Consider the following 19,768-nt stretch of genomic DNA (forward strand, 5'->3'; position numbering starts at 1 on the left):
GCTTTTCGGCTGCTCCTCCTTCGCTGCCGCAGCGAGGCCCGCTAAGGCTGGCATCCTCGCTGCGGAGTTCGACGTGCCACCGCACCTTCAGCAGACCCCAGCGAGGAACCCATGAATATCTCCGACAACACCCCGGGCAGCGCCTCCCGGCGGACGGGCCCGTCGGTCACCACCCAGCAACCCAGCCCGATGCCGTACGGCCGCTACCGCGCCTTCACGCCGGTCGACCTGCCGGATCGCACCTGGCCGAACACCACGATCACCAAGGCGCCGCGCTGGTTGTCCACCGATCTCCGGGACGGGAACCAGGCCCTGATCGACCCGATGACGCCGACCCGCAAGATGCGGATGTTCGAACTCCTGGTCCGGATGGGCTACAAGGAGATCGAGGTCGGTTTCCCGTCGGCGAGCGAGACCGATTTCGCCTTCGTTCGGCAGTTGATCGAGCAGGACAAGGTGCCCGAGGACGTCACGATCTCGGTGCTGACCCAGGCCCGTGAGGACCTTATCGAGCGCACGACCGAGTCGTTGATCGGCGTGCACCACGCCAACATCCACCTCTACAACGCCCTGGCGCCGCTGTTTCGCCGGGTGGTCTTCCGGGCCAGCAAGGACGAGATCAAGGACATCGCCGTCCGCGGCACCCAGATGGTGCGGAAGTATTCCGAGATCAACCTGTCCAAGACCGAGATCGGCTACGAGTACAGCCCGGAGATCTTCACCAACACCGAACTGCCGTTCTCGGCGCAGGTGTGCGAGGCGGTCAGCGACGTCTGGCAGCCCGACGACGGACGGGAGATCATTCTCAACCTGCCGGCGACCGTCGAGTCCGCGACGCCGAACGTGTACGCCGACCAGATCGAGTGGTTCTGCCGGCAGTTGACCCGGCGCGAGGTGACCACGATCAGCCTGCACCCGCACAACGACCGGGGCACTGCGGTCGCCGCGACGGAGTTGGCGATGATGGCCGGCGCCGACCGGGTCGAGGGCTGCCTGTTCGGCCATGGCGAACGTACTGGCAACGTGGATCTGGTCACCCTGGGCATGAATCTCTTCAGCCAGGGCATCGACCCCAAGATCGACTTCTCCGACATCGACGAGATCCGCCGGACGGTCGAGTACTGCACCAACCTGCCGGTGCATCCCCGACATCCCTACGCCGGTGATCTTGTCTACACGGCCTTCTCCGGGTCCCACCAGGATGCGATCAAGAAGGGTCTGGAGGACCTGGAGAAGCGCGCCAAGGAGCAGGGTGTCGGGATCCACGAGATCGCATGGGAGGCTCCGTACCTGCCGATCGACCCATTCGATGTCGGCCGCACCTACGAGGCCGTCATCCGGGTGAATTCCCAGTCCGGCAAGGGTGGCGTCGCCTACATCATGAAGAGCGAGCACCAACTCGACCTGCCGCGGCGGCTGCAGATCGAATTCTCCCGGGTGATCCAGAACCAGACCGACGAGGAGGGTGGCGAACTGTCGCCGTCCCAGATCGGTGAGGCGTTCACCCGGCACTATCTGACCAACACCGAACCGCTGGATCTGGTCAGCTTCTCCAACACCTCCGGCGACAACGGACAAGATCATCTCGAGGCGGTGGTCCGTGATCACGGCAGGCAGGTGACGATCTCCGGTGAGGGCAACGGTCCGCTCTCGGCCTTCGTCGACGCGATCGCCGGCCTTGGTTATCGTGTCCGGGTGCTCGACTACCACGAACACGCTCTCAGCCAGGGCGGCGATGCGCTGGCCGCCGCGTACGTCGAGTGTGAGATCGGCGACGGTGAGGACTCCCAGGTGGTCTGGGGCGTCGGCCGCCACGCCAATATCGTGACCGCCTCCCTGAAGGCCGTGGCAGGAGCTGTGAACCGCGCGTGACCAACGATGATCACCACCACAACGATCGGTCGGGGCGGCGGCCGGTACGGGTCGGGTTGGCCGGCGGATCCGGCTTCGGTCGGGTGCACCGGGCGAACCTGGCCCGGCTGGCAGAGCAGGGAAGCACCCGGCTGGTCGGTGTCGCCGATCCGGCCGGTCCGCCGGATGATCTTGAAGCCGGCGTCGGGCACTTCGGGTCACTGACCGACCTGTTGGCGGCCGAGCAGCCGGAGGTGGTGATCATCGCGACGCCGATCCACACCCATGCCGTGTTGGCCGAGGAGGCCTTCCGGGCGGGTGCCCACGTCTATCTGGAGAAGCCGCCGGTCGCGTCGATGGCCGAGTACGACCGGCTGGTCGCTGTCGCAGCGGAGACCGGTCTCAGCTGCCAGATCGGTTTCCAGGCGCTCGGATCGCATGCCCTGCAGCGGATCGCCGACCTTGTCGCCGACGGTGCCATCGGTGAGCCGCGGCTGATCACCGGTCTTGGCGTCTGGTCGCGTGATCTGGCCTATTTCAACCGGTCGCCGTGGAGCGGGCGCCGGAGACTCGACGGGCACCAGGTGTCGGACGGCGTTGCCACCAACGCGTTGGCCCATTCGATCGCCCAGGCGTTGCGGATCGCCGATGTCCGGGCCCTCGATCAGGTGAAGGACGTCCGCACCGAGCTGTACAAGGCCAACCTGGACAACGAATCCGATGACACCACCTGGATCCGGGTGGACTCCGACGGTGCGCTACCGATCAGTGTCGCCCTCACTCTGTGCGGCCCGGGCAACGACCAGCCGCCGACCGTCTCGGTGATCGGCAGCGAGGGCCGGCTCGATCTGCAGTACACCATCGACGTGCTGACGGTCGACCGCGGCGGCGAGACCGAACGGCTCGAGTTCGACCGGGACGACCTCACCGAGAATCTTCTCGATCACTGCGCCGACGGCGCCCCGCTGATCTCGCCGCTGACCGGTCATGCGCCGTACATGGCGGTGCTCGAGGCGATCCAGGCCGGAGATCCGCTGCCGTTGACCGACGATGTCGACGTTCAGGGCACCGGCGCGCAGTCGCACCCGGTGATCAAGGACATCGAACGCTGGTCCCGCTTGGCGGCCGAGTCCGGTGAGGGTTTCTCCGCGGTCGGCGCGCCGTGGGCCGACCCGGTCGCCCGCAGCACCTGGTTCCCTCACCGGTGACGGCCGAGGTCCGCGACCGCCGGGCCGTCGTCCGCTGGCGGAACGCGATCATCATCGCGTTCGCCCTGGGCGGCATCGTGATGTCCACCTGGGGCCCGCGGTTGCCGAGCCTGCGAGCCGATCTCGATGTCGACAACTCCTTCCTCGGCATGATCCTCGGTGGGGTGACCATCGGGTCGATCGGCGGACTGCTGTCCTCCTCGGCGCTCCTCGGCCGGCTGGGTGCGCGGCTGGCTATCCGTACCACCCTGTGGCTGAGTGCGGTCGGCATCGCCGGCATCGGGCTGGGCGCAGGAGTCGCCCACAGCGTGGTACTGACCGCCGCCGGCTTCGTTGCCGTCGGGTTCGGCATCGGCTCGGCCGATGTCATGATCAATGTCGAGGGCTCGGCTGTCGAGCGGGCGGCGGGCCGGACGCTGATGCCGCTGATGCACGCTGCCTGGTCGGCGGGAGTGATCATCGGCTCGGCCATCGGTGCGGCAGCCGCGGCGCTCTCGATCCCGTTCGCTTGGCAGTTCGTCGGCGAGGCGTTCTTGGTGACCATTGCGACGACGATCGCCACCGGCTTCATTCCGGTGGCCGCCCCCAGCAGGGGCGGAAGCCGCCGGTCAGGGACCGGATCCGCGACTGGCTGCGCGGCTGGACCGATCTGCGACTGTTGATGATCGGACTGGTGATGCTCGGCGTCGAACTCGGCGAGGGCTCGGCCAACAACTGGCTCACCCTCGGCGTACGGGATGGCCACGGCCGGTCCGACGCGGTTGCCGCGGCGTACTTCACGGTCTTCGCGATCGGCGAGACCGTGGCCCGGGTCGGCGGCGGGCCGCTGGTGGATCGGATCGGCCGGGTGATGACCATCCGGGTCACCACTGCGCTTGGCGTCATCGGGCTGTTGGGGTTCATCCTGGGTGGCCCGGCACCGGTGGTCCTGGTCGGCGTCGTGCTCTGGGCGATCGGTGTCTCGATGGGCTTCCCGCTCGGCATGTCCGCGGCCGCCGACAGCGGTCCCGATCCGGCGGCCCGGGTGAGCGTGGTCGCCTCGATCGGCTACATCGCCAATCTCGGCGGTCCGCCGGTCGTCGGCGCCCTCTCCGAACACGTCGGCCTGCTGAACGCCCTCTTCGTGATCATCGCTCTGCTGCTGGTCGGCTTCTTCTGCGCCGGCTCGCTCCGCCGCCCCGCTTGACACGCGCCCACCCTTGCGGGAGTCGGCCGGGGGCGGGGGTCAGCGGGACAGGTCGACGCCGAGTTTCAGGTCGTCGAGGGTGATCGGGGCGCCGGTGCGCAGCGACTCGTTGCCCATCATCCCGACCGAGATCGAGCGCAGGCCGTCCTTCCAGTCCGAGGGACGCTCCAGCCAATCGTCACCGGGTCCCTGGAAAACGTCCTTCAGCAGCAGCGCATCGCCACCGCCGTGCCCGCCGACCCCTTCCGGGATGGGCACCTCGACCGCCGGCTGCCAGTGCCGCTGAAGGGTCAGCCGCTGACCGCCGTGCCGCCCGGCGTCCTCCGGCAGCGCACTGGGATCGACGACCACATTCCCCTCATCGTCGGTGAGCACCGCCGCACGCTCGATCACCTCGAGTTCGGCGCGTCCCTCGGTGCCGTTGATCGCGACCCGGTAGCCCTCCCAGGGCGAGTGGGCATTGAGTGCGTACGACAGCACCGGGCCGCCGGCGTAGTCCACCACGACCGCCAGATTGTCCTCGGTGGTCACTCCCCGGCCGAACACGTCCTGATCCCGCCGGTAACCGTCGTACTGCTCGTTGTCCAGGTAGAGCGCCTGCAGCGTCGGGTCGTTGCGCAGGTCGAGTTCCCACGGCGTGTGCGGTCCGTCGTGGGTGCCGCGCTCCGGTCGCTCACCCACGCCTCGGGCCGCCGCGTTCTCGGCGCCGTAGAACTTCACCCCGCCGCGGGCGTAGACCTGCTGCGGCACGTCGGCGATCCACCAGTTGACCAGGTCGAAGTGGTGGGACGCCTTGTGGATCAGCAGGCCGCCGGAGTTGGCCTTGTCGCGATGCCACCGCCGGAAGTAGTCCGCTCCGTGAGCGGTATCCAGCACCCACTCGAAGGTGACCGAAAGCACGGTGCCGATCCGCCCGGACTTGACCAGTTCCTTCAGGGCGCTGTTCCGCGGCGAGTACCGATAGTTGTGGGTCACCACGACCTGCTTGCCTGACCGCTCCACGGCATCGACGATCCGCCGGGCGTAGTCCGGGTTGATGGTCAGCGGCTTCTCCACCACGACGTCGACCCCGGCGTCGAGGCCGCGGACGATGTAGTCGGCGTGGGTGAAGTCGGGGGTGGTGATGATCACCCGGTCCGCCTGCTGCTCGGCGATCACCTGCTCCAGGTCATCACCGGCTCCGGTGCGGACACCGCTGGTGTCGAACCCGCGCTGCCGCAGCCGGTCCAGGTGATACTGCACGCGCCCGGGGTTGCGGTCCAGCAGCCCGACCAGTTCGGCATCGCCGGCATGGGCGCCGGAGATCGCGCCCAGGTACATGGTGACCCGGTGGCCTGTTCCGACAACGACATAGCGTCCCTTGGTCACTGCATTCCTCTCGTGGAGACGGTTTCTGATCCCGGCCTACTTGATGCCGGTGGTGGCGATGCCCTTGATCAGATAGCGCTGGCCGAACAGGAAGATCAGGAAGACCGGCAGCAGCGAGACGATCGACATCGCGAACATCGCACCCCAGTCGCTGCCGCTGGTGGCGTCCAGGAACTGCCGCAGCGCGATCGGGGTCGTGTACTTGTCGGGTGAGGTCAGATAGATCAACGCGGTGAAGAAGTCACCCCAGGTCCAGATGAAGGTGAAGATCACCGTTGTGGCGATCGCCGGCACCATCAGCGGCAGGATCACCCGGGAGAAGATGCCCCAGTGTCCGCATCCGTCGATCCGCGCGGCCTCGTCGAGGTCCTTGGGGATGCCGCGGATGAACTGCACGGCGAGGAAGACGAAGAACGCGTCGGTGGCCAGGAACTTCGGCAGGATCAGCGGGACGAACGTGTTCACCCAGCCGAGGTTGTTGAAGATGATGTACTGCGGCACGACGACGACGTGGATCGGCAGCATGATCGACAGCAGCATGATCGTGAACCACAGCGTCCGGCCGCGGAACTTGAGCCGGGCGAAGGCGTACGCCGCCAGCGAGCAGGACATCACGTTGCCGATGATCGCGCCCAGAACGACGATGCCCGAGTTGATCAGGTAATGGCCGAAGGTCGGGCTCAGCGCGTGCCAGCCGTGACCGTAGTTGGCCAGGGTGGCGTCGCGCAGCCACAGTCCGGGCGTCCGGAAGATCGTGTTGGTCGGCCGGAACGAGCTGATCAGCATCCACAGCAGCGGATAGATCATCAGCAGGCTGCAGGCGATCAGCAGGATGTGCTTGATCACCGACCTGATCCGGGACGCTGTTCGGCCCCCACGACCTGGCGTCGTCCGCGGGGTGCCTGCCGGCTCGCGGGTGGTCGGGGTGGGAGCGATGGTGCTAGTCATCGTAGAAGACCCAGTACTTGGAGACGAAGAAGTTGATCGCTGTGAACCCGCCGATGATCACCAGCAGCAGCCAGGCCATCGCCGAGGCGTAACCCATCTGCAGATTCGCGAATCCCCGGTTGTAGAGGTACAGCGTATAGAACAGCGTCGAGTCCGACGGTCCGCCACTGCCACCGGAGACCACGAAGGCCTGGGTGAAGGACTGGAACGCGCCGATGATCTGCAACACCAGGTTGAAGAACACGATCGGTGACAACAGCGGCATGGTGATCTTGGAGAACCGCGACCACCGGCTGGCACCGTCGACGGCGGCCGCCTCGTAGTACATCACCGGAATCTGTCGCAGGCCGGCCAGGAAGATCACCATCGGTGACCCGAAGGTCCAGATGTGCAGGATGATGATCGTGCCCAGGGCGTACCGCGGGTCGGAGACCCAGCCCGTGTGGCTGTCGATTCCGATCAGCCGCAGTACCTGGTTCACCAGACCGTCGGTGCCGAAGATCTGTCGCCACAGCACCGCGATGGCCACCGAACCGCCGAGCATCGACGGTAGATAGAAGATCGACCGGTAGAAGGACAGACCTTTCATGCCCTTGTCCAGCAGGATGGCGATCGCCAGGGCGAGCGCCAACTGCAGCGGGACGCCGACGAACACGTAGATGAAGGTGACCTTCAGGGACTGGTGCAGACGTTCGTCATGCAGCATCTGCTGGAAGTTGGCCAGTCCCGCCCATTTCGGCGGCTGGAGCAGGTTGTAGTCGGTGAACGAGAGATACAGCGAGGCACACATCGGCCCGATGGTGATCACCACCAGGCCGATGAGCCACGGCAGCAGGAAGAGGTAGCCGGCCTTGTTGTCCCGGCCGTTCTCCTTGCGTTGCTGTCGCCGCTCGTCTGCTGTCTTCGCCCGGGTGCGCCGGAGCGAGGTCAGTTCGGAGATTGCACTCATCGGCTGACGGATCGCTTACTGTGCGTTCTTGATGGCGGCCTGCAGCTCACTGATGATCTTCGGGGCAGCGGTCTCCGGCTTGTCCTTGCCGAACAGGATGTCGTTGGTGTGCCGCTGCATGATGTCACCGATCTCGCTGCTGCCGGGCGGCGGAGCCGGCGGCGTCTTGCCGAGTTCCGGCTTGATGTCGTCCAGGTACTTCACCGTCGCCTTGCCGGCATCGGTGAGCTTGGGCTCGATGGCCTTGACCATCTCGGTGTTGGCCGGAACGCCGCGCTCGTCCAGGCAGATGTTGGCGCACGCGGGATTGTTGACCCACCAGTTGATCAGCTTCCCGACGGCCTCGGGGTTCTTCGTCCCGGCGTATCCGGACCACAGCATGGACGCCTTGTACCAGGCGTTGCGCTGGGTGGAGTCGCCGGCGACCGTCGGCGGGCGCAACATCGTCATGGTCTTGCCGGAGGCCTCGTTGATCGCCGCCAGCTGATTGGACCAGTAGAGCGCGAACCCCTGCTTGCCCATCCCGAACGCACTCTGGTCCATCGACTTGCCGACCTCTTCGTTGATCGCCGAGGCGGTCGGCATGGCACCAGCGTTCATGAACTCGACCATCATGTTCAGATAGGTGGTCAGGTCCTCGGCGTCGAACGCCAGACCGTCGGCGGTGTAGAGATCCTTGCCGTTCTGGCGGAGCCAGATCTGCAGCAGGTTGTCGGTGGGGAAGGCACACTGGGTGCCGGTCGTCCCGGCCGGTCCCTTGGCCTGCAGTTCGACGGAGATGTTCAGATAATCGTCCCAGGTCCACTTGGTGTCGTCCGGCAGGTCGACGCCCGCCTTCTCGAACAGCTCGGGATCGGCCATCATGGTCAGGGAGTTGATGCCGGCATTCACGCCGACGAGCTTCCCGTCGATCTTGCCGGCGTCAACCGTGCCGGACGCGAACTTCGAGGTGTCCACGCCGTATTGGCTGAGGTCGAGCAGCGTGCCGTTCTTGGCGTACTGGCTGATGTAGGCCATGTCCATCTGGATGACGTCCGGCGCGTTCTTTCCCGCGACCTCGGTCGACAACTTGTCCCAGTAGCTGTCCCATTCGCCCGGCTGCGGCTTGACCGTGACCTTGGGATTGGCCTTGGTGTAGGCCTTGATGGCCTGATCGGTCTCCCTTGTTCCGGACGTCGTTGCCCCACCAGCCGAAGCTGAGAGTGGCCCCCTCGCCCGACGATGATTTCCCCGAGCAGGCAGTGAGCCCGAGGGTGCTGATTGACGCGGCGACCGTCGCGCCTGCAAGAAACTGCCTTCTGTTGAAACCCATGCGGCAACCTTCCACAGTGAAAAACCGCTTTCCGCAAGCACCGTATGGTCTTCCCCAGCTGAGGTCAACTCCTGCGTGGAAGGTTTCAACGCCGCGGCGGCAGCACTCCGTAATCGCTTTCCGTAACGGATCAGGCCAAGCCGTTCGCGGCGGTCTTGGCCGGCGGTGTTGGGCCATAGATCCAGGCCTGGAAGAAGCCGTCGAGGTCCTTCTTGCTCACTCGCTCGGCCAGCTGCATCCAATCCTCCAGGCTGTGCACGCCGCCGCGCTGAGCCCACCGCCGCGACAACCGGAAGAACGCGTCGTCGCCGATCACCCGGCGCAGGGCCTGGAGGGTCATCGGCCCGCGCAGGTACACGGCGTCGAACAGGTGATCGCGGCCGGGGTCGATCATGCTGATCTGCCAGAACCCCGGCTGGTTGGCGTAGGCGTCGTAGGTCCGGCGCAGTTGATCATCGGCTGACCGGCCGCCGGTCTTCTCGGCCCGCCACCAGGCGGTGAACGATGCGTACGCCTCGCTGATGAAGATGTCGTCCCATTCCTTCAGCGTGACGTGATCTCCGAACCACATATGGGCCAGTTCGTGGGTGAGCAGGCCGGACGCGTTCGGACGGGTCATGTCCCGCGCGGCATAGACCGGCCGGGTCGCCGACTCCAGGCCGTCGTACCAGAGCCGGTGGCCGGGCACCAGTCCACCGATCTCGTCGTAGGGGTAGGGGCCGTAGACGCCCTCCTCGTCGGAGATGATCTTCGGCGTCCGCGCGAGATTGGCGAACGCCCGGGCCCGGTCCTTCTTGCCCAGCTGGTCGGAGACGGCATAGACGTACGGCCTGCCGTCGGCGGTGCCCTGTTTGATCTCGTACCGCCCGATCGACAGCAGCGACTGATAGGTGGCCAAGGTCTGGTCGGTCGCCCAGTGCCAGGTGTCGAACCGCGGTTCGTCGCGGCTGTCGCGAGAGATCAGCCGGCCGTTGCTGATCACGTCGAGCCCGGCCGGTACGCGGACCGACACGTCGTAGGTGGCGGGGTCGGAGGGGTGATCGTTCGCCGGATACCACCAGGCGGATCCCTCGGGCTCGCTGGCGGCGGTGACCTCGTCATTGGTGACCAGCCAGGGCGTGATGTTGCCGTTGCGGTAGTCGGCAGGATTCCCGCCGTAGCTGACCGTCACGTCGAACCGCTTGTGTGCCGGGATCGCCCTACTGGGAACGATCCGAACGTCATAGATGCCCTCCCGGTCGAAGGTGGCCGGTCGACCGTCGACGGTCACCTTGGTGACCGGGAGCACAAGGTCGACGTAGAAGGATCGCAGCAGCTGGTCAGAGCGCGCATCGATCCTGGTGTTGCCGGAGAGGACCTGCTGCGTCGGTGCCCAGTTCAGGTCGATCGTGTACTTCAGCGCGTTGTAGCCGCTGCTGCCGTAGTCGGGATAGTACGGGTCACCGACGCCCGGACCGCCGCGATCGTCACTGCCGGTACTGACCGGGGGTCCGGGGTCGTGCGGCACCGTGTGATCCGGAGGGCGTTGCTGTTGCAGCCAGCGGTCCACCACTGGTGCCGCGTACGGGATCACGACGGCCGAGGCGACCATGATCACGACCAGGGCGATGATCACGATCGTCGACGGCCGCACCCTGCGGCGCGGCCGGACCGGCCCGACAACCCGGGGTGGCGGGGTCTGCGGCCCGAACTGCGCGTCGGCCGGGGGTCTCCCGAAGGTTCGCCCGCCCGGCCCGGGCCGGTCAGCGCTCGACATGGGCGAGAGACCTCAGACTGCGATCCAGATGCCAGACCGCGTACGCGGCGGTCAGCCCACTGGCCTGCTTGATCACGAACGGCTCCGCGTCGCGGGTGGCCGGCCAGTCGCCCTCCAACAGGGCGCCGAGCAGCGCGATGGTCTCTGCCGCGGGGCGCGCCGAGCCCGGTGGCCGGCAGCTCTCGCAGACCACTCCGCCCAGCGGGGCGGCGAAGGCCTGGTGCGGCCCCATCGTTCCGCACCGGGCGCAGGGTCCGAAGGACGGGGCATAGCCGGCGACGGCCAGCGATCGCAACAGGTAGGAGTCGAGGATCATCGACGCCGGCCGCGGCCCGTCGGCCGTGCTGCCGCGTTCCAGGACGCGGAGCGCGCCGACCAGCAGCCGATAATGCTGCAGCGCAGGTTCGCGTTCCTCGGCGACGAGCCGGTCGGCCATCTCCAGCATCGCTTCGCCGGCCGTGTAGCGGGGATAGTCGCCGATCAGGCCCTGTCCGAAGGCGTCCAGGGTGACGGCCTGGGTGACGACGTCCAGGGTGCGTCCGGTGGCCAGTTGGATGTCGACGTGGCTGAAGGGTTCCAGCCGGGCGCCGAATTTCGACGAGGTGCGCCGTACGCCCTTGGCCACCGCGCGGATCTTGCCACGCTCGCGGGTGAGCATGGTGATGATCCGATCCGCCTCACCCAGCTTGTGGGTGCGCAGCACGACGGCCGCATCGCGATAGGTCGGCACTCAGCCATTGTTCCTCATCGCTGCGACTACCAGATGGGCAGCTTCGGCGCAGCGAAGTCCGGGCGCACCCGACGCATCGCGGCGGCATCGTCCCGGGTGCGGTACTCGGGCAGGTCGAGCCAGCGCTGGTGCAATGCGGCAAGACTGTCCCGGTCGAGTTCGACGCCAAGACCGGGGGCGTCGGTGACCGGCAGGCAGCCGTCGGTGAACGTGTGCGGGACCGTGATGACGTCCTCGGTCTGCCACGGCCGGTGGGTGTCGCAGGCGTAGCGCAGGCCCGGGATGGTCGCCGCCACCTGGGTCATCGCGGCCAGGCTGATGCCCAGGTGGGTGTTGGAGTGCATCGACAGGTCGACGCCGAAGGTGCGGCAGATCGCCGCCAGTTCGCGGGTGGCCAGCAGCCCGCCCCAGTAGTGGTGATCGGAGAGCACGACCTGGACCGCACCGGTCCGGAACGCCTCCGGGATCTCCTCGAACGCCGTGACACACATGTTCGTCGCCAGCGGCAGCGACGTCTTGGCCGCCACCTCCGCCATACCCGGAGTGCCGACCGTCGGATCCTCCAGATACTCCGCGATGCCCTCGAGTTCGGCAGCCACCTGCAGGCTGGTCCCCACGGTCCAGCCGCCGTTGGGATCCAGGCGCAGCGGCTGGCCGGGGAAGGCGTCCGCCAGCGCCCTCACTGCGGCCACCTCCTCGGCCGGCGGGAAGACGCCGCCCTTGAGTTTGAAGGAGGTGAAGCCGTGGTCACGGGCCATCCGCCGGGCCTGGGCGACAACGCCTGCCGGGTCGAGAGCGGCACCCCAGTCGTCGGCCGGACCGCCGGGCTCGGGGTGTTCGGCCCAGCGGTAGAAGAGATAGCCGCTGTATTCGACGCGGTCCCTGACCTTGCCGCCGAGCAGGGCGTGCACCGGCAGTCCGGTCTGCCGGCCGAGGGCGTCGAAGATCGCCACCTCGAAGGCGGAGGCCACGCTGCTGGCGATCTTGGTCACCGACCGGCTGCCGCGCAGACCCTCGGCCTGGACGGTGTTGTCGATCCGGGACAGCTGTACCCGTGTTGCGCAGTCGCGGACGGCAGCCGGCGACAGGTCGGCGTTCAGGTCGCCGCCCACCAGGCTCGGAGCGTACGCCTCGGCAACTGCCAGATAGTCGGTGTCGCCGTAGGTCTCGCCGACGCCCACCACTCCGCCATCGGTCTCGATCTCGACGATCGTTCGCGGTGTGTACGGCTGGTGCACACCCTGCACGTTGAGCAGCGGCGGATCGGCGATCAGGATCGGGGTGACCCGCACGGCGGTGATCTTGGACATGGCGTCTCCTTCTGTCGGGTCCGTCAGGGCCGGGTCACTCAGTGATCTTGGAGATCAGTGCAGCCAGCTCCGCGTATTCCTGATCATCAAGATCGGTCAGGGGCGGACGGACCGGGCCGGCCGGGTGTCCGACGGCCCGCATCCCGGCCTTGACGATGCTGACCGCGTATCCCTTGCCACGATTGCGCAAATCGATCAACGGCAGCACGAAGTCGCTGAGCATCCGGTAGACGGATTCATGATCATCGTTATCCACGGCAGCGTAGAACCGGCAGGCGAATTCCGGCACGAAGTTGAAGATCGCCGACGAGTACGTGCTCAGTCCGAGCTGCCGGTACGGCATCGCGAAGACCTCGGCCGTCGGCAGGCCGCCGATGTAGATCAACCGCTCCCGCATCCGGGCATAGATCTGGGTCATCTGCTCGAGATCACCGATGCCGTCCTTGATGCCGATCAGATTCGGGCAGTCCGCCGCGAGCCGCTCCACGGTGCCGGGAGCGTACCGGGCGTTGCCGCGGTTGTAGATGATCACGCCGAGCGACGTCGCCCAGCACACCTGTCGGACATGAGCGGCCAGCCCGTCCTGTTCGGCTTCGGTGAGATAGGGCGGGAACAACAGGATCCCGTCCGCTCCGGACTCCTCCGCAGTCCGGGCAAGTTCCACCGCGGTGCGCGTCTCACGACCGGCCGGCGCGAGGATCGGGACACCGGCCGGCGCACTGTGCACGGCCGCCCTGACCACAGTGATCACTTCGCTGGGAGTGAGCGAGAAGAACTCACCCGTGCCGCCGGCCGCGAACAGCCCTGCCACCGGATGCCCGCCGAGCCGCTCGATGTGCCCGGCATAACCCTGCTCATCGAAATCCAGCTCCGGGGTGAAGTAGGTGACCGGGAACGACAACAGTCCCCGGGGAAGCGCGGCAGCAAGATCGTTCGGGGTGTGGTCGCTCATGATCTCCCTCGACGTCGGCGGGTCGGGTGACGCTTGGCGCCACAGTATCGGCCGGCGCTTACGGACCGATGACCGATGTCCCTCATCACGCTGCGGTCGCGCCGATCCGTCGTTTCATGGAGCAATCCGATCACCACACAGAAAGATCAACAGAAATGAAACTGCGGACCCGCGTCATCGTGCCGGCCCTTGCGGCAGCAGCTCTGGTCACCAGCGGCGCGCCCCTCGCCTCGGCGACCCCGGCACTCCATCGGACCCATCACGACTCGAGCGGAACGGTCTTCGTGCAGAACGACGACCCGAACGGCAACGCCATCCTCGCCTACGACCGAAGCCGGTCCGGAACGCTGCGGCCTGACGGTGTCTATCCGACCGGCGGTAAGGGCGGCGTTCTCGGTGGATCGCAGATCGATCACCTCGCCTCCCAGGGCTCACTCGTCCGGCAGGGTGATCACCTCTACGCCGTCAATGCCGGCAGCGACACCATCACCAACTTCAAGGTCGTCGGCGACCGCCTGGTCAAGGAACAGGTGATCAACTCCGGCGGCGACTTCCCGGTGAGCATCGCGGCATCGCGCACCGCCGTCTATGTGCTGAACGCCCGCGACGGCGGTTCGGTCCAGGGCTACCTGAACGTTGCCGGACACCTGATCAAGGTCAACGCCTGGAACCGTCAGCTCGGCTTCGATCCCGCCGCCTCGCCGGAGTTCACCAGTACCCCGGCACAGATCAGCTTCACCCCCGACCGGAGTCGCCTGGTGATCAGCACCAAGGGCGACGGCAGTTCGGTGGAGACCTTCGGCGTCGGCCTGCTCGGCGCGCTGTCCAGCAGGCCGGTCGTCACGCCACTGGACGGCAGGGTGCCGTTCGGGTTCGACTTCGACAGCAGGGGACATCTGATCACCACCGAGGCGGGCACCAACTCGATCGCCTCGTTCGCTGTCCGGCACAACGGAACCATCGATCTGCTCGACCGCGCCCTGACGGGCCAACAGGCAACGTGCTGGGTCGTTGTCGACAACGGTGTCGCGTACGCGTCGAACGCCGGCAGCGCGACCATCAGCAGCTACCGGATCGCCGCCGACGGCTCGCTGACGCCGTTGGCGACGACGGCGACCGATCCGGGGACCGTTGATGCCGCGGTCAGCACCGACGGCCGCAACCTGTACGTGCAGACCGGTGCGGCCGGCCTGGTTGACGAGTTCGCCATCGGCGCGCACGGGTCGCTGACCCGGATCGGCTCGGTGGCCGTCCCGTCGGGAGCCGGCGGCGAGGGGATCGTCGCCCGCTGAGCAGGAACCGGCGGTCGAACCACCAGTCGATAATGTCTGGCCTGTGAAGAAGCCGTTGCCGCCCAAACCGCATCCGACGGGGGCACGTCCGCCCAAGATCGCCAAGGACAAGCTGCCCGATCATGTCGCGATCGTGATGGACGGCAACGGCCGCTGGGCCAAGGCCAGGAACCTGCCCAGGACGGCGGGACATTCCGCCGGTGAAGCGGCGCTGTTCGACGTCATCGAGGGCGCCATCGAGATCGGGGTCAAGCACCTCTCCGCCTACGCTTTCTCGACCGAGAACTGGCGGCGGTCGCCGGACGAGGTGCGCTGGTTGATGGGCTTCAACCGGGACGTGATCCACCGACGGCGCGACGAACTCGACGCCATGGGGGTCCGGGTGCGCTGGGCCGGCCGGCGACCGCGGTTGTGGCGGAGCGTGATCAACGAACTGGAGATCGCCGAGCGCCAGTCGGCCGGCAACTCCGTGCTGACCCTGCAGTTCTGCGTCAACTACGGCGGGCGTGCCGAGATCGCCGACGCGGCCCGCCGGATCGCCGAGGAGGCGGCGTCCGGCCGGCTGGACCCGGCCAAGATCACCGAGGCCAGGTTCCGCCGCTATCTCGACGAGCCCGAGATCCCCGACGTCGACCTGTTCGTCAGGTCATCGGGGGAGCAGCGCACCTCGAACTTCCTGCTCTGGCAGTCCGCCTACGCCGAGATGGTCTTCCTCGACCGGCTCTGGCCCGACTTCGACCGTCGCGATCTGTGGCACGCGGTCGAGCTGTACGCGGCCAGGGAGCGTCGCTACGGCGGTGCCGTTGCCAATTCGACGGAGGCGACCCGGGAACCGGCCTGGGGTGCCGCCCATGTCGACGCCTTCAACGATGCGGTGAACTCCGGCGACTGGCACCGGTTCGTCGCCGGCTTCACGCCGGACGCGATCATGACCTTCCGCGGTGTCCCGGCCGGGCCGTACCGAGGTCGGAGCACCATCGAGGCCGGCTATCGGGACAACCCGCCGACCGACACCCTGCGGGTGCTGGAATCGACACACCGGCCCGGGGTATCGGTGATCACCTTCGCCTGGACCACCGGCGGGACCGGCGGGATGCGGCTGGTCTGGACCCCGGAGGGTCAGGTCCGGGAACTGCACATCGTCTTCCACGACGAGCCGTGAACGACGGGGGTCCGGATCACCGGCGCTGATCGTCGGCAACGACGACCTCGACACCGGTGGCACCGATCTTCTCCAGTTCGGTCGGATCGGCCGAACTGTCGGTGATCAGGATCTGGATGTCGGTGATCTCCACCATCCGTGCCAGCGCGGCATTGCCGATCTTGGACCCGTCCGCGACGACAACGGTCCGTTGTGCGCTGACCGCCATCGCATGGTTGGTCCTGGCCTCGGTCTCGTCGTGGGTGGTCACGCCGGCGTCGGCACAGACGCCTGCGGCGCCGAGGATCGCGGTACCGATGTTGACGGCGTTGAAGCCGGCCTCGGCCAGGCCGCCGACCAGCTCCAGGGACGGGTGGCGCAGGAAGCCGCCGGTCATCATCACCCGCATCTCGTGGTGATCAGCCAACATCCCGGCGACGGTCAACGAGTTGGTGACCACGGTCAGGTTGGAGTGGTAGGCCAGCTGGCGCGCCACGTGGGCCGTGGTCGTACCACCGCTCAGGGCGACCACGTGACGGTCCTGCAGCGGCAGGATGGCCGGGACCGCGCGGGCGATCGCTCGCTTGGCGGCCTGGTGTTGGGTGTCCCGCAGAGCGACCGGAAGCTCGGCGCCCCGTTCGCTGGACGAGGCTCCGCCGTGGGTGCGGATCAACAGCTGCTGCTCGGCCAGATGGGCAAGATCACGACGTAGCGTCGCCGGGGAGGCCGACAGTCGTGTGCCGAGTTCGGCAAGGTCGACCGAGCCGCGCTCGGAGACGATCTCCAGGATCGCCAGCATCCGACGGGATCGGTTGCCCGAGCTGACCCCGGCGATGTTCGAGCCGCCGTACGACTCCTCGCGGCTTGCGGTCACGATGGCTCCACGAGAGTGAGCAATAGGTTTGAGCAGTTTAGACCTGAATCGGGGCCGATCATTGCCCGGACTGTGCGGATCGCTCAATGATCGGACCATGACCTCCAAGGCGGTGTCGCCCCGCACCGGGTCCCGGACTCCGCGCATCGTGTTCGTCGGCGCCGGCAGTGTGGTCTTCACCCGACAACTGCTGACCGATCTCTTCGGCTTCGACGATCTGCCGCCGCTGCAGATCGTGTTGTACGACATCGACTCCGAACGGCTCGACGTCGCCCGGGGCACTGCCGAACAGGTCCGAGAACGCCTCGGACGGCAAGCCGACGTCGTCGCAACGCTCGACCGCCGCGAGGCACTGGACGGCGCCGGCTTCGTGATCAACATGGTCCAGGTCGGCGGCATCGACGGGACCCGCGCGGACCTGGAGATCCCCGCGCGCTACGGCCTGCGCCAGACCATCGGGGACACAACCGGGATCGGCGGCGTCTTCCGCGGGCTACGCACCTTCCCGGTGCTGTCCGCGCTGGCCCGCGACATGATCGAACTCTGTCCCGACGCCTGGCTGCTCAACTACACCAATCCGATGGCGATGAACATCTGGTGGCTCTCGGTCGTCGCGCCACAGCTGAAGGCGGTCGGGCTGTGTCACAGCGTCTATTGGACGGTGCACGATCTCTGCGATCTGATCAAGGTGCCGGTCGAGGAGGTCAGCTACCGAGCGGGCGGGGTCAATCATCAGTCCTGGCTGACCACCTGGGAACGCGGTGACGAAGACTTGTATCCGCTGCTGCGGCAGGTGATCGCCGGCGACCCGCAGATGGTGCGCCGGGTGCGGGTGGAGATCTTCCGGCGGGTCGGCTTCTATCCGACCGAGACCAGCGAACACTCCGCCGAGTACCTTTCCTGGTTCCTGCGGTCGGAGGAGCAGATCGCCCGCTACCGGTTGACCCCGCTGGAGTATCTGCAGATCTCGGAGGAGAACGTGGCGGAGTTCGAGCAGGCGCGCGACGCGCTGGCCGCCGGCCGGCCCCTGGAGTTGGCTGAAGAGCCGGCGGAGTACGCGCCGCAGGTGATCCACTCGATGATCACCGGAACGCGGCGGCAGATCCACGCCAACATGCCCAACGCCGGCCTGATCGACAACCTGCCGGGCGGTGCCGCCGTCGAGGTGCCGGCCCTGGTGGACGCCGAGGGGGTGCACCCGCTGCGGTTCGGATCGGTGCCCCCGGTCGGGGCGGCGTTGAACCGCAGCTACCTCTCGGTCGCCGAACTGACCGTGACCGCCGCCTTGACCGGAGACCCGGAGCTGATCCGCCGGGCAGTGCTGGTCGACCCCAACGCCGCATCCTCGCTCACTCCGGAGCAGATCTGGGCGGCCTGTGACGATCTCACGGCGGCGCACGCCCGCTATCTGCCCCGGAGCCTGGGCGGCGACTTGGCGCTCTGATCGATGCGTGCAACAAAACGGTAACAACGATCAAACTGATTGAGCGATCTGATCAGATGCATTGGCAATCGGCCGGACGCTCGCGATGATGCTGACATTTCCGTGGATGGATGGAGGCCGGCATGGGGCGTGTGATCGGGACCAGAGGATCAGTCCTCCGGGCAACCGGGGTGATCGTTGGGCTTGCGGTCGCGCTCGCCGCGGCCGGGTGCAACGGCTCCTCCGGCAGCAGCACGCTGGACACCAAGGCCGATGTCCAGCTGGAGATGTGGTCCGGCCAGACCGATGCCGCGGAGAAGCAGCTCGAAACCATGGCCCGGGAGTTCGAGCAGAAGCACCCCAACGTCTCGATCAAGGTCAGCCCCGGGGCGGCGGAGACCGACGACCTGTTGCAGAAGCTCTCCGCCGGTTTCGCCGGGGACGCCTACCCGGACATCTCCTACGCGTTCGGCTCCTGGGCAGGTCAGCTGGAGTCGTCGGGTAGAACCCTGGACATCCGGGACCAGGTCGCTGAGCCCGACGTCAAGTGGGACGAGTTCAGCGCGCCGGCGCGGGCCACCGCACAACCGACCGGGAACAAGATCATCGGATTTCCGGCTGTCGTCGACAACATCGCTCTGATCTACAACAAGACGGTCTTCGACAAGGCAGGCGCCTCCTACCCGACCGACGACTGGACCTGGGACGACTTCCGCGCGGCCGCGAAGAAGCTCACCGATCGGGCGTCACAGACCTACGGTTACGCCTACTCCGTCTCAGGATCGGAGGAGACCACCTGGCAGTTCTGGCCGCACCTGTGGCAGAACGGCGGATCGATCGTCTCCAAGGACAACAAGAAGGCCGAGTTCGGACAGCAGCCTGGCGTCGACGCGCTGGAATTCCTGCGGGGCATGGCCGTGGACGACAAGAGCGTCTACCTCGATCAGACCGACACCAAGTTCGGGCAGTTGTTCGCAGCCGACCGGATCGGCATGATCACCTCCGGTCCCTGGCAGTTGTACGACCTGAAGACCGCCGGAACCAAATACGGTGTGGTGCGGTTGCCCGGCACCGACGGCGATCACCAGACCGTTTCAGGTCCGGACGTCTGGGCGCTGTTCGACCACAAGGACGCCAACCGGGCCTACTGGGCGTACCAGTTCGCGAAGTGGCTGACCGATGCGCCGCAGGACGAGCGCCGCAACGTCGAGATGGGCAATCTGCCGCTGCGCTCCTCGGAGAAGACCTCGGCCGCCTTCCAGAAACAGGACAAGCAGTATCCCGGCCTGATGGTGATGGCCGACAACATGGTCAACGCCAAACAGGCCCGGCCGACCGTGCCCGGCTACACCGGTCTGTCCGAGGCGATCGGCAAGGCGATCTCGGAGGTCCTCCAGGGCAAGGGCACGCCGGCCCAGGCGCTGTCGGATGCCGCCAAGGACGCCGACGAGGCTCTGAACCAGTAACC

16 protein-coding genes and 2 pseudogenes are annotated in these 19,768 nt (G+C 66.9%); 9 read left to right on the forward strand and 9 right to left on the reverse strand.

Annotated elements, in window-relative coordinates; translation table 11 throughout:
- Positions 1–189 precede the first annotated feature (189 nt).
- The 4 genes from leuA to GJV80_RS01965 are packed head-to-tail and all read left to right on the forward strand — an operon-like array spanning position 190 to position 4,245.
- The gene (leuA, locus tag GJV80_RS01950) at positions 190–1,872 is read left to right on the forward strand and encodes a 2-isopropylmalate synthase (RefSeq protein ID WP_230208480.1); all 1,683 of its coding nucleotides are present in this window, start codon (positions 190–192) and stop codon (positions 1,870–1,872) included.
- Positions 1,869–3,059, forward strand: a complete 1,191-nt coding sequence (locus tag GJV80_RS01955; RefSeq protein WP_195909119.1) for a Gfo/Idh/MocA family protein — start codon at positions 1,869–1,871, stop codon at positions 3,057–3,059. The genes leuA and GJV80_RS01955 overlap by 4 nt, the downstream gene beginning before the upstream one ends.
- Positions 3,056–3,721, forward strand: a complete 666-nt coding sequence (locus GJV80_RS01960; protein ID WP_154686474.1) for a hypothetical protein — start codon at positions 3,056–3,058, stop codon at positions 3,719–3,721. The genes GJV80_RS01955 and GJV80_RS01960 overlap by 4 nt, the downstream gene beginning before the upstream one ends.
- A complete protein-coding gene (locus tag GJV80_RS01965) occupies positions 3,721–4,245 on the forward strand; it encodes a sugar MFS transporter (RefSeq protein WP_154686475.1) in 525 nt (174 codons plus the stop codon). Before GJV80_RS01960 ends, GJV80_RS01965 begins: the two co-directional genes overlap by 1 nt.
- Before the next feature lie 39 nt (positions 4,246–4,284).
- Here GJV80_RS01965 and GJV80_RS01970 read toward each other — a convergent pair whose 3' ends face one another.
- From GJV80_RS01970 to kdgD, 8 genes are all read right to left on the reverse strand, one after another.
- A complete protein-coding gene (locus tag GJV80_RS01970) occupies positions 4,285–5,613 on the reverse strand; it encodes a Gfo/Idh/MocA family protein (protein WP_230208032.1) in 1,329 nt (442 codons plus the stop codon).
- A gap of 36 nt (positions 5,614–5,649) precedes the next feature.
- Complete coding sequence (locus GJV80_RS01975; RefSeq protein ID WP_154686476.1) at positions 5,650–6,561, reverse strand: carbohydrate ABC transporter permease; 912 nt, start codon at positions 6,559–6,561, stop codon at positions 5,650–5,652.
- Complete coding sequence (locus GJV80_RS01980) at positions 6,554–7,510, reverse strand: carbohydrate ABC transporter permease (protein WP_154686477.1); 957 nt, start codon at positions 7,508–7,510, stop codon at positions 6,554–6,556. The genes GJV80_RS01975 and GJV80_RS01980 overlap by 8 nt, the downstream gene beginning before the upstream one ends.
- A gap of 15 nt (positions 7,511–7,525) precedes the next feature.
- Positions 7,526–8,863, reverse strand: coding sequence for an ABC transporter substrate-binding protein (locus GJV80_RS01985; protein WP_230208033.1), 1,338 nt, complete (start codon positions 8,861–8,863; stop codon positions 7,526–7,528).
- Between the two features lie 89 nt (positions 8,864–8,952).
- Complete coding sequence (locus tag GJV80_RS01990; RefSeq protein ID WP_154686479.1) at positions 8,953–10,578, reverse strand: M1 family metallopeptidase; 1,626 nt, start codon at positions 10,576–10,578, stop codon at positions 8,953–8,955.
- Positions 10,565–11,308, reverse strand: coding sequence for a DNA repair protein RecO (gene recO, locus GJV80_RS01995; protein WP_154686480.1), 744 nt, complete (start codon positions 11,306–11,308; stop codon positions 10,565–10,567). The genes GJV80_RS01990 and recO overlap by 14 nt, the downstream gene beginning before the upstream one ends.
- Positions 11,309–11,334: 26 nt before the next feature.
- Complete coding sequence (locus tag GJV80_RS02000; RefSeq protein ID WP_154686481.1) at positions 11,335–12,618, reverse strand: glucarate dehydratase family protein; 1,284 nt, start codon at positions 12,616–12,618, stop codon at positions 11,335–11,337.
- A gap of 34 nt (positions 12,619–12,652) precedes the next feature.
- A complete protein-coding gene (gene kdgD, locus GJV80_RS02005; protein WP_154686482.1) occupies positions 12,653–13,570 on the reverse strand; it encodes a 5-dehydro-4-deoxyglucarate dehydratase in 918 nt (305 codons plus the stop codon).
- 155 nt (positions 13,571–13,725) lie between these two features.
- On the opposite strand from kdgD, the gene GJV80_RS02010 reads away from it, so the two are divergent.
- The 3 genes and pseudogenes from GJV80_RS02010 to GJV80_RS23490 all read left to right on the forward strand — a co-directional run.
- Positions 13,726–14,862: a beta-propeller fold lactonase family protein gene (locus GJV80_RS02010; protein ID WP_230208034.1), complete on the forward strand. Its 1,137-nt coding sequence runs from the start codon at positions 13,726–13,728 to the stop codon at positions 14,860–14,862.
- 43 nt (positions 14,863–14,905) lie between these two features.
- Positions 14,906–15,688, forward strand: a pseudogene (locus tag GJV80_RS02015) (isoprenyl transferase); the annotation flags it as partial.
- A 42-nt stretch (positions 15,689–15,730) separates the two neighbouring features.
- Positions 15,731–16,024 (forward strand): annotated as a pseudogene (locus GJV80_RS23490) (nuclear transport factor 2 family protein); the annotation flags it as partial.
- 16 nt (positions 16,025–16,040) lie between these two features.
- Here GJV80_RS23490 and GJV80_RS02020 read toward each other — a convergent pair.
- Positions 16,041–16,877 carry a DeoR/GlpR family DNA-binding transcription regulator gene (locus GJV80_RS02020; protein ID WP_230208035.1) on the reverse strand — a complete coding sequence of 279 codons (837 nt, stop codon included), beginning with the start codon at positions 16,875–16,877 and terminating at the stop codon, positions 16,041–16,043.
- Positions 16,878–16,974: 97 nt separating this feature from the next.
- On the opposite strand from GJV80_RS02020, the gene melA reads away from it, so the two are divergent.
- Together melA and GJV80_RS02030 are read left to right on the forward strand one after the other, a co-directional pair.
- Positions 16,975–18,321 (forward strand): alpha-galactosidase, encoded by a 1,347-nt coding sequence (gene melA, locus GJV80_RS02025; RefSeq protein ID WP_154686484.1) that lies wholly within the window; start codon positions 16,975–16,977, stop codon positions 18,319–18,321.
- Positions 18,322–18,443: 122 nt separating this feature from the next.
- Positions 18,444–19,766: an ABC transporter substrate-binding protein gene (locus GJV80_RS02030; RefSeq protein ID WP_154686485.1), complete on the forward strand. Its 1,323-nt coding sequence runs from the start codon at positions 18,444–18,446 to the stop codon at positions 19,764–19,766.
- The last annotated feature ends 2 nt before the right edge of the window (positions 19,767–19,768 follow it).

This window comes from Microlunatus sp. Gsoil 973 (assembly GCF_009707365.1).
In the GTDB taxonomy this organism is placed as follows: Bacteria; Actinomycetota; Actinomycetes; order Propionibacteriales; family Propionibacteriaceae; genus Microlunatus.

Excerpts from the sequence above, each read along its gene's own strand:
- leuA (WP_230208480.1), top strand. The coding sequence starts at position 190 with ATGCCGTACGGCCGCTACCGCGCCTTCACGCCGGTCGACCTGCCGGAT.
- GJV80_RS01965 (WP_154686475.1), top strand. The coding sequence starts at position 3,721 with ATGATCGGACTGGTGATGCTCGGCGTCGAACTCGGCGAGGGCTCGGCC.
- GJV80_RS01975 (WP_154686476.1), bottom strand. The coding sequence starts at position 6,561 with ATGACTAGCACCATCGCTCCCACCCCGACCACCCGCGAGCCGGCAGGC.
- GJV80_RS01980 (WP_154686477.1), bottom strand. The coding sequence starts at position 7,510 with ATGAGTGCAATCTCCGAACTGACCTCGCTCCGGCGCACCCGGGCGAAG.
- GJV80_RS01990 (WP_154686479.1), bottom strand. The coding sequence starts at position 10,578 with ATGTCGAGCGCTGACCGGCCCGGGCCGGGCGGGCGAACCTTCGGGAGA.
- GJV80_RS02000 (WP_154686481.1), bottom strand. The coding sequence starts at position 12,618 with ATGTCCAAGATCACCGCCGTGCGGGTCACCCCGATCCTGATCGCCGAT.
- kdgD (WP_154686482.1), bottom strand. The coding sequence starts at position 13,570 with ATGAGCGACCACACCCCGAACGATCTTGCTGCCGCGCTTCCCCGGGGA.
- GJV80_RS02010 (WP_230208034.1), top strand. The coding sequence starts at position 13,726 with ATGAAACTGCGGACCCGCGTCATCGTGCCGGCCCTTGCGGCAGCAGCT.
- melA (WP_154686484.1), top strand. The coding sequence starts at position 16,975 with ATGACCTCCAAGGCGGTGTCGCCCCGCACCGGGTCCCGGACTCCGCGC.
- GJV80_RS02030 (WP_154686485.1), top strand. The coding sequence starts at position 18,444 with ATGGGGCGTGTGATCGGGACCAGAGGATCAGTCCTCCGGGCAACCGGG.